This window comes from Solwaraspora sp. WMMD937, assembly GCF_029581175.1.
Lineage (GTDB): Bacteria > Actinomycetota > Actinomycetes > Mycobacteriales > Micromonosporaceae > Micromonospora_E.
In genome coordinates this window covers 5,683,470-5,696,574 of record NZ_CP120738.1, presented here as the reverse complement: position 1 = coordinate 5,696,574, position 13,105 = coordinate 5,683,470, and the positions used below count along the sequence as shown (strand labels likewise).

Below are 13,105 nucleotides of genomic sequence, written 5' to 3'. Positions count from 1 at the left end.
CTGGGGGTCCAGATCGACCGCTGATCGTCTTCTCGGGCCGCAATTCGCGCTGGATCTCGCTGGGCTCGGTCCCAATCGGTGACGCCAGCATTGCTGAGTAAGTAAGGACGGCAGATTGTTGCCAGCAGCGAAGGTGGAGACGCTGGCAGGTGCGAGCCAGCCGATGGCGTGGCTGTTCGCCGTACCTGGCGGAGGTGTCTGCGGGGTAGGCGGTCGCAGGTTGCGGTCAGAGCTGGCGGAACTCGCCCTTTTCTGCGCCGTCGAGGAAGCAGTCCCACTCCTCGGGGGTGAAGATCAGGACCGGACCGTCCGGGTTCTTGGAGTCGCGGAGCGCGTACGCCTGACCCAGGTTGGCGACCTCGACGCAGCCACCGTTCGTGGATGACTTCCTGCTCTTGCGCCAGACGGCAGCGCTGAGGTCGAGGTCGGGGGTCACGTGCTGCTCCTCGTCGGTCAACCCGTGGCGCGGGTCAGGGCGGTGATCAGCTTGGCGCTCTCGGGCGGGCTGAGCGCGGCGGCCGTGATGTGGTTGTACGCCAGGTTACACCGGCGCAGGTCCGCGTCACGTTCGAGATAGAGGCCGCCGGCCTGGCCTTCCACGTAGACGACGGGGGAGTGGATGTCCTCCTCGAAGTCGAAGATCGTGAACGCGCCGAGCTCACCAGGGTAGCTGCCGTGGCTGTACGGGACGACCTGGAGGGTGAGCCAACGGTTGGCCTTGACGGTGTCGAGGATGTGGGTGAGCTGGGCGCGCATGGCGTCGGTGCCGCCGACCCTGCGGTGCAGGACCGCCTCGTCGAGGATGATCCAGGTCTGCGGCGGGTCGGCGAAGATCCGCTCTTGGCGGGCGCGGCGGATCTGCACCTGCCGTTCGATCTCATCCGGCGTGAGCCCAGGCGTATGCGTCGAGACGATCGCGCGGGTGTAGTCCTCGGTCTGCAGGAGTCCGTGGACGATCAGCGGTTCGAAGACGCGGATGCTGGTCGCCGAGGACTCCAGGCTGAGGAAGGTCGCGAACTGCTGGGGCACCATGCCGAACTTGGACCACCAGCCGCGTTCCTTGCCTCGCTTCTGAAGCTCGATCATGTCGTTGCGGGCGGCCTCGTCGGTGACGCCGTACATGTCGAGCATGACCATGAGCTCGGCGCGGTTGGTGCCGACGTAGCCGGCTTCGACCTTCTTGATCTTCGACTCGGAGCAGCCGAGTTTGTCGGCGACGACTGCCTCGGTGAGGTTGGCGGCGCGGCGTAGGCGGGTGAGCTCCTCGCCGAGCTGCCAGCGCGGGATGGTTGGACCGACGACCTTGGGCACGTCTGCCTCCACAGTGGGTGAGGTGGATTCCGCCATCTTGGACCATCCATGCTTGTCAGCGCAACCAGGCTAGCGCAATCCATCTTGATCATTAAGGCCGACCGATCGAGATGGTCTCAACATTTTTCCATGGAAGAATTGACGGACCAGATTCGGCGTGCCACTGTCGATCCAAAGCGAGTTACTGGATCGCGACGATCTGTGATCTTCAGCCCTCTGTGCCGGTGGCACCCGTTCCGTCGCCGGTCAACCTCGTGCACCCGTAGGAGTCCTTCGATGCCTTCGCTGCGCTCTGACCTGCCCGAAGACGGCCAACCAGTCGGGGAACCCGAGCGCGGCGACACGTCCGACCGGTGGCCGCTGCGTGGGGTCCTGATGTGCGCGGCGTGTGGGCGGCGGCTGCAGCCGTTGCGGACCGCTGACGGTGGGCGGGCGTACCGGGGACCGTGTGGTTGCCGGCTGGGCCCGGTCGACGCGGGCCGGATCGAGCGGCTCGTCGGCCTGTCCCTCGCCCGCCGCCGCCCCGACCTGGCCGCTGTGTCGCCGCCGAGCACCGACGCCGACGTGATCGGCGAGGCCATCGATCAGGTGTACGTCGGTGCCGACGCCGACGACCTGCTGATCGTCTGGCGTACCTGAGCCGCCGCCCGTCGTCGCTGCCGAGGTGGGCGTGGCGGCGGGCGGCGTTCCACACCCTTGTCTGCGCACTTTGCCGAGGAGTCTGCCGAATGTCCACACACCCGCTGGCCGACGACCTGTTCCGGATGGCCCACCACCGGCTGCACGGCCGACCGTTGCTGCACCCCCGCGCGCTCAGCCACGGCCTGGCCGCCGCGCTGCTGGCCGAACTGCTCTACCCGCAGCGGATCGCCGTGCGCCGCGGCCTGGTCGTCGTCGGCGCGACCGTCGCCCCGCCCGACGACCTGGTGCACGGCATCCTCGCCCAGATCAGCGCCGCGCCGACCCCGCAACCGGTGAAGACCTGGGTCGGTCTGCTCAGCGAGACCGCGGTCCGGCAGGTCGCCACCCGACTGGCCCGCGCCGGCCACGTACGCCGGGAAGTGACCCGCCGCCGCCTCGTCGGTCGCGGCGAACGGTGGGTGCCCACCGACATGAACGCCGCCGGCTGGCCCGCCGTCCGGCTGGCCACCGCGCTGCGCGCCCGCCGCCGTCTCCACGTCACCGACCAGGGTCTGGCGGCGTTGACCTGGGCCTGCGGCCTCGACCGGCACATCCTCAACGGTGCGCCGCCGCACGCCTACGACGACCTGCGCACCCTCGTCGACCACGGCTGGCCGCCGATCGTCGACCTTGCCCGGCAGACCCGTGCGGCACTCGGCCGCACCGTCGCCGCACACCGTGGCTGACCGGCGGCGGCTGATGATGGTCGACTACCCCGATCCGGCCGGATACCCACTGGCCGCACTGATCCACTGTGCGGACTGCCGGACCCCGATGACCCCGGCCGTCCGTGCCGCCACCCGCGTCTACCGGTGCACCGGTGCGTGCCGCAACGAGATCGACGCCCTGCACGCCGAAACCCTGATGTGGGACCGGGCCGCCGCCCGGCAACCACAGCTGGCCCGGCCGCACCTGCCGGCCGACCGGCGGCGCGAGGTCTTCGCATCCCTGCTGACCGAGGTGTACGCCCGAGGCCCGTCGAGCTGGCTGTCCCTGCGTGCCTCCTGGATCGACCGTCGGCGACGGGTTGCCGGCCCGACGCCGCCCCCGGCCCGGTGACCTGAGCCGTCGCCGCCGAGACGAAGTCATGTCTTGCCCGCCCTGGAGAGAAGGAACAGGTTATGGATGTCTGCGCGTTGACCAGCGCTGCGGTGCTCGGCTACCTGGCCGGGCTGTTCTCGTTCCGGGTCAAGAGCCGCTGGTGCCCCAAGTGCGGCGAACTCACCACCACCCCGCCACCGCCGAGCGTCTGAGCCCTGCGGTCAAGCTGGTCGGGTGGCACAACGACAGGGCAGGGGAGAGGCGGTGGGCGAGCTGGCGGATACGGATCGCCATGCCGCGTAGTCTGCCGACGTGCCTGAGCTGATCACACCCACCATCGAGCTGTACGCGTCGTGGCTCGCCGCCCGCGACGAGTGGGGGCGCGGCACCCATCAGGACGGCAGTGGGCTGCGGCCGTCCGACGACGTCGACACCGCCGCCGGGTTCGCCGCCTGGGTCGACCGGCTGCGCCGCCAGGGTGACGAGTCGCTGCCCGCCGACGAGGGGTGGGTGCACACCACCCACCGGTGGATCGTCGAGCAGGACGCCTACCTCGGGGCGATCTCGCTGCGGCACCGGCTCAACGACTTCCTGCGCCGCGCCGGCGGGCACATCGGCTACGGCGTACGGCCGTCGGCGCGTGGCCGTGGCATCGCGACCTGGGCGCTCGGCGCGATGCTGCCGTTGGCCGCCGCCCGTGGCCTGGACCGGGTCCTGATTACCTGCGGCGACGGCAACGCCGCGTCGGCGCGGGTCATCGAACGCCACGGCGGGGTGCTGGAGGACGTACGGGACACCGAGCTCGGCCGTACCCGCCGCTACTGGATCGACCTGGGTGGACAGCCGCACCCGCCGACGTATCCGTTGCCGGTTCCGCCGGCCACGCACGGGACGGGGAAGCGGTGACGGCGGCGATGCCGCGTACCGAGCGGGAGGCCGTCGAGATCCAGCGCGAGCTGGCCCGCCGGGTCCGGGTCGACCAGCCGATGCCCGTACCGCCGAGGTTCGTCGCCGGTGTCGACGTCGCGTACGAATCGGACTCGTCGGCGGCGGGCCGACTCGCCGGTGCCGTCGTCGTGCTCGACCTGGCGGACAACCTGTCCGTCGTGGCCAGCGCGACCGCGACCGGCGTCTGCGACTTCCCGTACGTTCCCGGCCTGCTTGCGTTCCGCGAGGTTCCGGTCCTGCTCACCGTCCTCGAGCGGCTCACCGTCCGCCCGGACCTGCTGGTCTGCGACGGGTACGGCGTCGCGCATCCGCGCCGCTGCGGCCTGGCCAGCCACCTGGGCGTGGTCACCGGCATCCCGGCGTTCGGCGTGGCCAAGACGGCGTTCGTCAGCACCCACGGCGAGGTGCCACCCGAGCGCGGCGGCTGGGCCGACCTGGTCGACAACGGTGAGGTGGTCGGCCGGGTGCTGCGCACCCGCACCGGCGTCAAACCGGTGTACGTGTCGGCCGGGCATCTCATCGACATCGCCCAGGCGACCGAGATCACCCTGCGCCTGACGCCGCACTACCGGCTGCCGGAGACGACCCGCCTGGCCGACCGCGCGTGCCGGGAAGTTTCCCGGCACGGCTGATATCGAACGGCCTTTCATGTTAGTCAACCTGCTTCGTCGGAGAAAGGCATGTCGTTCTTGGAATCGAGTCCACTCGTCAGTCTGTGGGCATTAAGGTTCTTTCGGTAAGGGGACGACCTGATTGTCCCCGTGTCGGGGTCGTCGTGACCAGCGGGAGACCCCGGCCTTCATCAATGAGGCGGTCCGGCCTTGAGGAGATCCGTGTTGAGTGCGCATGCGGCGATGTGTCGCGGTCTGCCGAGCCTTGCCGACCGGTACGTGCCGGACAGTAATTCGTTCGGGCTGATCCGCCTGGCCCTGGCCCTTGGTGTCCTCGTGGCGCATGCCTGGCCGCTGGGCTACGGCGCGGCGAGCCTTGGCTACGGGATATCGGCTGGGCAGAGCGAGCTCGGTTCGCTGTCGGTCCAGGGATTCTTCGTGGTTTCCGGATTCTTGATCACGGGAAGTGCGCTCAAGCACTCGGTCCTGCGGTATTCCTGGCATCGGGTGCTTCGGATTTTTCCCGGCTTCTGGGTGTGTCTACTGGTCACCGCATTTGTGGTGGCGCCGCTGGTCGCTCTGTACGAGAACGGTACGATGCGAGGGTTCTGGAGTCATCCTCAAGGTCCATTTTCCTACCTGGCGGTCAACTGGTTCACCGCTATGGAGCAGTACCCGATATCGGGACTGTTGTCGTCTACTCCGTTCGGTCAGATGATGGGTGGGCCGAGCGCGTTCGATGGATCACTGTGGAGCTTGCGGTACGAACTTGTGTGCTATGGCCTGGTCGCCGTCCTCAGTGTGACTTCGGTCCTGCGCCTGGCCCCGCGGGCATTGCTGGCAATCCTGATATTCGGCTATGCACTGATTATTCGTGACATTTCGATTGCTTCGACATGGGCATTCCGGCCAGCTCCCGTCGGGGCGGTCGGCCCGTTTCCGCTGATCGGCTCGTTCGCCTCTGACTGGCTACTGTATCTGACTTTCCTCTTTGTGCTGGGCGCCGCCGTCCGCTGCTATATGCATCGCATACCGATGGACGGCCGGCTGGCTGTGTTGGCGGCCGTCCTGCTCGCGATCAGCCTACTGTGGGGCGGATTCGTCGTTGTCGGACTGCCAGCCTACGCGTACCTGCTCATATATCTGGGTGTTGCGCTTCCGCGACGGCTCGGACGGGTCGGTCGTGGGCGGGACTACTCGTACGGAATTTACATCTATGCTTTCCCGGTGCAGCAAGTTCTGGCACTGGTCGGCGTGGCCGAGTACGGCATGTCATCGTACATCCTGTTGTCGGTAATCGGCACGATGCTGTTCGCTGTACCGTCGTGGCATCTTGTCGAGAAGCCCGCGATGAGATTGCGGGCCCTCGACGTCGCCCGCCTGCCCCGGCCCGCTCGCCCTGCCCCGGCCAGGCCGGCGGCCGCAGGAGGTCCGGCGGGCGTACGGTCGTCCGTACTGCCACAAAGCGCCTACCAGGGCGGTCGTAATGCCTATTCGGCTGCGACGAACGGCACCGCGGCAGGTGACGGAGACGGTGGCCAGGTGCCAGCTCCGCGCGGCTGACGGACCGGTGCGGGGAAGGCTACGCACATGCCAGGTCCCCGCAAGTCCATGTGCACGGCTGAAACCGGGCGCCGCCGCCACACGTCTGGGGGTATGTCGGTCGAATCGAGAACATCGACCGGACCCGGCGGCGGTGGGTGGGTAGCCGTCGCTGCCGGGTCACCGACAGTCGGATGAGGGTGAGAACCGTGGTGACGAGCCGATGGATCACAGGTCTGGGAATCGCCGTGCTGGCCGGCGCGGTGGCGGCGTGCGGCACGAACGCACCGGCCGGTGACGCGACGCCGACGTCCGACCCGGACCCGACGACGGTGACCGGGATTCCGACCGCCAGCCTGGCACCGCCGCCGGAGCCGACGGCACCCACGGGCGGCCTGCCGCAGGTGCTGTCCGGCACCCGGCAGGTCAGCATCGTGCGGGCCGAGGCGTTCGAGTCCGGGCTGTCGATCACCGACGACGGACGGTTGGCCGAGGTCGACGGCGACGAGGGCCGCCAGTTGTTCGTCGTGGTCCCGTTGCAGGGGCGGCTGTTCCTGATCGAGTCGTACCAGGCGACCGGCGGCGGCCCCGGTGCCGGTGACCCGGTCTGCTGGCGGGTGCGCAACCCGGGAGACGGGGGATCGCTGTCGGTCGAGGGTGCGGCCTGCGACGCCGGGGACCCCCGGCAGCGGTTCGCGATCGTCGCGGTCGACACCGGCGCCGACGACACCTTCATGATCAGCAACAGGTCGGCGTACCTGCGCACGTCGGCCCGCTCCGGGCTGATCCTGGAGGAGCAGGGCGACGGTTCGCCGACCCCGGACGGGTTCCGGTTCACCGACAACGGGCCGGCGCCGACCCGGTGACCGGTGCAGGAACGACCAGGTGACGGGTGGAGCACGACGGATGCGTGACGCCGACGAGTTCGACGCCTTCTACGCCGCGTCGGCCCAACGGGTGCTCGGACATCTGTCCGTGGTGCTCGGCAACCGGGCCGACGCCGAGGACGCGGTCGCGGAGGCGTACGCCCGCGCGTGGGACCGGTGGCGGTCCGTGCGCGACTGTGACAGCCCCGAAGCCTGGGTACGCACGGTCGCGTACCGGATCGCGGTGAGCTCCTGGCGTAAGGCGGTGAACCGACTGCGCGCCCACCGCCGCGACGCCAACGGCCACCAGGTCGACGAGGTGTCGGCCGACCACGTCGCGATCGTCGCCGCGTTGCGCCGGCTCGGTGTCGACCAGCGCCGGGCCGTCGTGCTGCACCACCTGGTCGGCCTGAGCGTCGCCGAGATCGCCGCGGAGACCGGCACCAGCCCGAACACGATCAAGACCTGGCTGGCCCGGGGCCGCAAGGCGCTGGCCGTACACCTGACCACCAGCGGCGACGAAGGGCGGAGCCGTGCCGTCTGACGACCGATTCGACGAGACGCTACGCGACGTGGCCCGGCGGGCCGGGCAGATTGGCCGGCTCGCCCCGGCGGCGGACATCCGGCGGCGCGGCGAGACGCTGCGCCGACGCCGACGTGCCACCACCGCCGCGCTGGCGGTGACGCTGGTCGGAGCCGTCGGCGCGGGCGTCGCTGTGATCCAGTTGTTGACCGCCGCACCGCAGCTGCCGGTCGGGCCCGCCGGCCCGACAATGAGCGTGCCGTCCGGATCGCCGACCGGTGCGCCGACCGGATCGCCGTCCGGATCGCCGACCGGTGCGTCGACTGGATCGCCGACCGGGGCGCCGGCCTCCGTCGGGGACGATCCGCTGCTGTCCGGGGACCGCCAGGTCGCGATCGTGCGTACCGACGCGTTCGAGTCGGCGGTGTCGTTGCTCGACGACGGCCCGCTGGGCGAGGTCGACGGGACCGAGGGCCGGCGGCTGTTCGTCATTGAACCGGCCGGGGCGGACACCTTCCGGATCCGCGCCGCCGAACCGAACCCGGACGGCTCCGACGCGTGCTGGCAGGTCAGGTCGTCGGGGGCGGACCCGTTGACCGTCGTCGCGGCGGACTGCGTGGCATCCGAGCCAAGGCAGCACTTCTCGGTCAGCGCCGTGGAACGGGACGGTGGGGAACCGTCGTACGCGATCAGCAGCGCCTCGGCGTACCTGCAGCACTCCGCCACCCGGGGGCTGATCCTCGAAGAGCTGGGCGACGCGACGCTGACGACATACTTCCGGCTAGTCGACAATGGTCCTTCGCCGGGGTGAGCCGCCCGGCCCGGCGGTTTGACGGTACGGCTGACTGTCGCGCTTGTACGTACTGCTCTCGCCGCTGGGCTTCGTCGTCGAATACCGTCGAGGTGCCGATCGATCAGTCGGCATCCGATGGTCTGACGACAAGATTTGCGGGTCAGGTGGTCACGGTGAACACAAACTCTGCCGGTGCGTTGGCGAAGTCCTTCCAGTTTGTTCACAAGAATCTCGACGGGTTCAAGATCAAGGAAAAAGTCGACTCGATGGGGATCAACGGCTACATCAACTACTGCGCCGGTCTGGCCGCCGGCACCGGCGCCGCTGCCGGGCTCGGCGGCGGCGTGACGCTGGCCCTGGGCATCCCCGCCGACCTCGCCAACACCATCGCCCAGCAGTTCCGGGTCACCCTCGCGGTGATCTACTACCGGACCGGGCGGTACGCGGTCAGCTTCCCCGAGTTCATGAAGATCGTCGGACTCTCGATCGGGGTGAGAGTGGGCATCAAGGGCGTCGAGTTCCTCGCCCTGCGGGTCGCGCAGGAACTGCTCAAACGGCTCACGGCGCGCACTCTGGGCAAGGCGGTGCCGATCGTCGGAGCGGTGGTCGGCGGAGGGCTGAACTTCGCATTCATCAAGGCTGTCGGCTCGACGCTGCTCGCGTTCGAGGACCAGATCTTCAACGATGTTGCCGAGCGACCGGCTATCGGCGGTTGATCTCCGGTTGATTGGCGGGACGGCGGAATGTCGGCCGCCCCGCTGCGGTTGTTACCCGGTGCGTCCCGTGGCGTACGCGTCGTTGTGATTTCCGCACGCGGGGCGTTGGGCGCGGTCGGGAATGGGCGTGGTATCAGCCCTGACCGCCGCGCTGGGCACCGACTGACCGAAAGTCCCGTTCGCGGGGTCCGGGTCGCTGCCAGACGATCAGTGCCCGGATCTTCCGCACCCTCCCGGAACGGAGATCCGCAGATGACCACCGTTCTTCACCGATCCGCACTGTCCGTCGCCGGTCTGCTGGTAGCCGGCGGTGTGGTGGCCGGTCCGGCTGCCGCAGCCCAGGCTGCCCCGGCCTCGGACACCACGAGGTTCACCACTACTGCCGCCAGTTCCGACCAGGGCGGGTGGTCCGGCGAGGGCCGGCTGCTGGACATCCGCTACGAGCGGCAGCCGAACTTCTACTACTGCGGTCCGGCGGCGACCCGGATCGCGCTGACCGCGCAGGGCCGCGAACTGTCGCAGGACGAGGTGGCCAGCAGGCTGGGCACCACCGTGGCCGGCACCGACTCGGCTGAGGACACCACCCGGGTGCTCAACGAGCTCACCGGCGACGACAAGTACCGGACCACCGCGATCGAGGCGTCCAGGGCGAGCCAGGCGCAGATCGACCAGCTGCGCGACGACGTGCGGGCGACCGTGGACGACGGCCGGGCCGTGGTGGCCAACATCATCGGTACGGTGAGCGACGTCGACGGCCGGACCCACTCGTACCCGGGCGGGCACTACGTGACCGTGGTCGGCTACGGCGAGGGCGGCGACGCTGTCAAGATCGCCGACCCGGCCTTCCTGGGCGCCGAACACTACTGGGTGAGCACCGAGACCCTGGCGCACTGGATCGCCACGCGCGGCTACTCGCACTGACGTCCTGACCTCGCCCTGACCATGTTGGCCGGGTTTGCCGCGTACGCGGCAAACCCGGCCAACGGTCGTCACCGGCTGGCCTTGATCCGCCGCGGTTCATCGACCCGACACGCCGGGCGGCAGTCCGATGAGCCGAAGTGGATCACTGCTGCGGTGGCGGGCTGAGTCTGCGCCGGACGTGGCCCATGCCCATCGCGGTCCGGTCACCGAAGCCGGCGTAGCTGGCGAACGCCGCCAGGGCGTCCACCGCCCGCCGCGCGTCGCCGGGCACCCCCGACGCCTCCGCCAACTGGAAGGTCACCGAGCCGACCGTGCCCCGGCGGAACCGGTGCTGCGGGTTACGCTGCCCCGGCTCCACCAGGTGCGTGACCATCCGCAGTTGGGCGTCGACCACCTCAAGATGGTCGACGACCGCCGGCTCCGCCGACGTCGGCAACGCCACCTCCCCGGCGAACGCGTCCCAGCGCCGGGTCAGGTTGGTGAACACCCGCTCCGCGTCCGGCCAGGGGCGCTGGCGGCGGGCACCGTCCCCGCGTCCGGTGGCGAACCCGACCGGGGTCAGCAGGTCGTACGCCCAGGTGTTGGCGGCCGGGTCGGCGCCGGTGGCCAGCTCGGCGTACGACACCGCGTGCACGGCGACGTCGACGGTGCGGTACCGGGTCTGTGCGATCTGATGCCCGGCGGCGTGGTGCAGCGCGGCGAGCACCGGGGCGGCGTACGCGTCGATCAGCAGGCCGGCCACGATCCGGGCCGGCTGCCCCGGTGCCGACGGTGGCCGGCCCTGCTCGTCGAGGACCGGGCTGAGGGTGAACGGCTTGTACCGGGGGCTGTCGTGCATGATCGCGGACAGCTCCGGGTCGACGGCGCGGACCGCTTTGAGGAACGCGGCGTAGACGGCCGGGCCGGTGTGCGGCGGCGGGACCGCCGTGGCGGCGGTCGGCACCAGGGAGACGACGATCTGGGTGGGCATCGGGCCGGCGTACCCTCTCGGTCTGGTGTGGTCGGTGAGTGCCCCCCACTCAAGCAGACCGGCGCCAACGGGCCGGGGGATCCGCTGCCCGACCCGGTCGGGGTCGGGCAGCGGATCGGGTCCGGATTCGGTCCGAATTCGGGTTTGCTCAGGACGCGGTGCAGCTCAGGTCGGTCGGCGTGGTGCCGGGCCCGGAGCCGACGAAGCCGACCGTGGTGGCGGCGTCCGGCGCGAGGGCCCCGTTGTACGGCTCGTTGCGTACCGTGTTCACCCCGCCGGACGTGGTCAACCGGCCGTTCCACAGCGACCCGATCGACGTACCGCTCGGGTTGGTCCAGGTGAGCGTCCAGCCGGAGATCGCCGAGGTGCCGGTGTTGCGCACCTCGATGCCGCCCTGGAAGCCGCCCTGCCAGCTGCTGGTCACCGTGTACGTCGCGGTGCAGCCGTCGTCGCCGGGGCCGCCGTCGTCGACCGCGGTGGTGACCGTCCGCGCCGGTGAGGCCGGCGAGACGTTGCCGGCGGCGTCGCGGGCCCGCACCGTGAACGTGTAGCTGGTCTCGGCGGTCAGGCCGGACACGGTGTACGTGGTGCCGGAGACCGTGGCGACCAGGGTGGCCGGCGCACCGCCGGTCGACCGCAGCACCTGGTACGAGGTGACGCCGACGTTGTCGGTCGACGCCGCCCAGGTCAACGTCACCGAGTCGGCGGTGACGTCGCTGGCGGTCGGCTGGCCGGGCGCGGTCGGCGCGGTCACGTCGTCGTCCCCGCCGCCGTCGCTGTAGCGCTGCGCGAGGCTGATCCCGGTGGTGGAGCCGGCCCCGCCGAGCGGCACCTGGTGGTCGAGGCTGACGAACTTGCCGTCGTGCTGCCACAGTGCCGGCTTGAGCACCTCGTTGTACTTGACCTCGTCCCAGCTGGTCCAGTCGTCGAGCAGCAGGCCGCCGGTGTCACCGGAGTTGGGGTTCAGCGACCAGAACGTGTGGTGGATGCCGTAGTCGATCATCAGGTCGCGCAGGGCGTGCAGCCACTTGTCCTGCCGGGCGTCCTGGCCGTACCGGCCGCCCCATTCGCCGATCAGCAGCGGCGCGGTGTCGTCCTCGTGGATGTAGAGCCAGTTGGGCCGCCACACGTCCTCGGTCAGCGACGCCTTGTCGAACTCGCCCTGGAACCACGGCTGCTCGTAGACCAGCGGGCCGTAGTCGTGCGGGGAGTAGACCAGCTGGTCCTGGTTTGCGCCCAGGTCGACGGGGTGCTCGGCGACGCCCCGCAGGTTGCCGCCCCACCAGTTGTAGAAGTAGTTCGGGCTGCGGTCCGGGTTGGTGTTGGGGGAGTCCCAGTCGGCGTGCGGGCGCGGGTAGACCTCGATGCCTTCGCAGAGGATCAGCAGGTCGGGGTTGATCGCCAGGATCCGCCGACCGGCGGTTTCGCAGGCGTGCTTGAAGTTGTCCTGGTCGGTCGACGAGTCCCACTTGGCCCGCTGCGGGTCGTTCGGGGTGCCGTGCGGCTCGTTCTCGATGTCCATCGCGACGATCGTGTCGTTGTCGCGGTAGCGCTCGGCCACCCACTCCCAGCCCTGGTAGAAGTCCTCCGGCGTGATCGAGCCCTTCCACCACATCGGGTACGTGTGGCCGGAGTTGTCCGCTTCGGCGCTGTGCACGTCCAGCATGACCTTCAGGCCGTACTGTTCGCACAGGTCCAGCCAGTAGTCGAAGATCTGCAGGTTGTTCAGCCCGTCCAGCTCCGGGTTGACGTACGCGTTGATGTTGGGCCGGGCCAGCGGCTGGCCGGCCTTCCACTCCAGCAGCAGCTGGGTCGAGATCGGCACCCGGACGATGTTGATGCCACGCTCGGACATCGCGCGGGTGACCGCCTCGATGTTGGCCGACCACAGGCCGTGGAAGACCCGCTCGGTGGCGTTGTAGCCGAACCAGTTGGCCCCGGTGAGCCACACCTGGTTGCCGGCCTCGTCGACGATCGTGTTCCCATCGGTGTGCAGCCAGTCGTTCGCCGGTACGGCCTGAGCGGCTGGGGCTGATTCGGTGGCGGATGTGCCGGTGAGGGCAGCCGGTGGGGCGGCGGCTGCCGTGGCGGGGGCGGTCGGGACGGCGGCGACCGCTCCGAGCAGCAGGCCGGCCGCCGCTGTGGCGGCCCACCATGTCCGTATCGACGGCATGTAGAGGTT

Annotated in this window: 16 protein-coding genes; 12 read left to right on the top strand and 4 right to left on the bottom strand. The window is 69.8% G+C overall.

The genetic code is table 11. The features are described from left to right. Window positions 1-226: 226 nt before the first annotated feature. Window positions 227-436 carry a DUF397 domain-containing protein gene (locus O7621_RS25075; protein ID WP_282231513.1) on the bottom strand — a complete coding sequence of 70 codons (210 nt, stop codon included), beginning with the start codon at window positions 434-436 and terminating at the stop codon, window positions 227-229. Window positions 437-453: 17 nt separating this feature from the next. Then, window positions 454-1,347 (bottom strand): helix-turn-helix transcriptional regulator, encoded by an 894-nt coding sequence (locus tag O7621_RS25070; protein WP_282231512.1) that lies wholly within the window; start codon window positions 1,345-1,347, stop codon window positions 454-456. Between the two features lie 240 nt (window positions 1,348-1,587). On the opposite strand from O7621_RS25070, the gene O7621_RS25065 reads away from it, so the two are divergent. The 12 genes from O7621_RS25065 to O7621_RS25010 all read left to right on the top strand — a co-directional run bounded on the left by O7621_RS25065 (window position 1,588) and on the right by O7621_RS25010 (window position 9,953). Beyond that, the gene (locus O7621_RS25065) at window positions 1,588-1,950 is read left to right on the top strand and encodes a zinc ribbon domain-containing protein (RefSeq protein WP_282231511.1); all 363 of its coding nucleotides are present in this window, start codon (window positions 1,588-1,590) and stop codon (window positions 1,948-1,950) included. Between the two features lie 89 nt (window positions 1,951-2,039). Then, window positions 2,040-2,678 carry a GPP34 family phosphoprotein gene (locus O7621_RS25060; protein WP_282231510.1) on the top strand — a complete coding sequence of 213 codons (639 nt, stop codon included), beginning with the start codon at window positions 2,040-2,042 and terminating at the stop codon, window positions 2,676-2,678. Then, entirely contained in the window at window positions 2,671-3,051 is a 381-nt protein-coding gene (locus tag O7621_RS25055; RefSeq protein ID WP_282231509.1) for a hypothetical protein, read from the top strand. The genes O7621_RS25060 and O7621_RS25055 overlap by 8 nt, the downstream gene beginning before the upstream one ends. 62 nt (window positions 3,052-3,113) lie before the next feature. Continuing rightward, a complete protein-coding gene (locus O7621_RS25050; RefSeq protein WP_278170260.1) occupies window positions 3,114-3,245 on the top strand; it encodes a hypothetical protein in 132 nt (43 codons plus the stop codon). A gap of 100 nt (window positions 3,246-3,345) precedes the next feature. Continuing rightward, window positions 3,346-3,939 carry a GNAT family N-acetyltransferase gene (locus tag O7621_RS25045; RefSeq protein WP_282231508.1) on the top strand — a complete coding sequence of 198 codons (594 nt, stop codon included), beginning with the start codon at window positions 3,346-3,348 and terminating at the stop codon, window positions 3,937-3,939. A gap of 8 nt (window positions 3,940-3,947) precedes the next feature. Then, on the top strand, window positions 3,948-4,613 hold the full coding sequence (locus O7621_RS25040; protein ID WP_282231507.1) for an endonuclease V: 666 nt from the start codon (window positions 3,948-3,950) through the stop codon (window positions 4,611-4,613). Window positions 4,614-4,817: 204 nt separating this feature from the next. Further along, window positions 4,818-6,155 carry an acyltransferase gene (locus O7621_RS25035; RefSeq protein WP_282231506.1) on the top strand — a complete coding sequence of 446 codons (1,338 nt, stop codon included), beginning with the start codon at window positions 4,818-4,820 and terminating at the stop codon, window positions 6,153-6,155. A gap of 188 nt (window positions 6,156-6,343) precedes the next feature. After that, window positions 6,344-7,000, top strand: a complete 657-nt coding sequence (locus O7621_RS25030; RefSeq protein WP_282231505.1) for a hypothetical protein — start codon at window positions 6,344-6,346, stop codon at window positions 6,998-7,000. Between the two features lie 40 nt (window positions 7,001-7,040). Next, window positions 7,041-7,544 carry a sigma-70 family RNA polymerase sigma factor gene (locus O7621_RS25025; protein ID WP_282231504.1) on the top strand — a complete coding sequence of 168 codons (504 nt, stop codon included), beginning with the start codon at window positions 7,041-7,043 and terminating at the stop codon, window positions 7,542-7,544. After that, window positions 7,534-8,334, top strand: coding sequence for a PT domain-containing protein (locus tag O7621_RS25020; RefSeq protein WP_282231503.1), 801 nt, complete (start codon window positions 7,534-7,536; stop codon window positions 8,332-8,334). Before O7621_RS25025 ends, O7621_RS25020 begins: the two co-directional genes overlap by 11 nt. 155 nt (window positions 8,335-8,489) lie before the next feature. Further along, window positions 8,490-9,032: a hypothetical protein gene (locus O7621_RS25015; protein WP_282231502.1), complete on the top strand. Its 543-nt coding sequence runs from the start codon at window positions 8,490-8,492 to the stop codon at window positions 9,030-9,032. 252 nt (window positions 9,033-9,284) lie between these two features. Further along, complete coding sequence (locus O7621_RS25010) at window positions 9,285-9,953, top strand: C39 family peptidase (protein WP_282231501.1); 669 nt, start codon at window positions 9,285-9,287, stop codon at window positions 9,951-9,953. A gap of 142 nt (window positions 9,954-10,095) precedes the next feature. Here O7621_RS25010 and cas6 read toward each other — a convergent pair whose 3' ends face one another. Both cas6 and O7621_RS25000 read right to left on the bottom strand, forming a co-directional pair. Next, a complete protein-coding gene (gene cas6 / locus O7621_RS25005) occupies window positions 10,096-10,923 on the bottom strand; it encodes a CRISPR system precrRNA processing endoribonuclease RAMP protein Cas6 (protein WP_282231500.1) in 828 nt (275 codons plus the stop codon). Window positions 10,924-11,071: 148 nt separating this feature from the next. Then, a complete protein-coding gene (locus tag O7621_RS25000) occupies window positions 11,072-13,096 on the bottom strand; it encodes a cellulase family glycosylhydrolase (protein WP_282231499.1) in 2,025 nt (674 codons plus the stop codon). Window positions 13,097-13,105 lie beyond the last annotated feature (9 nt).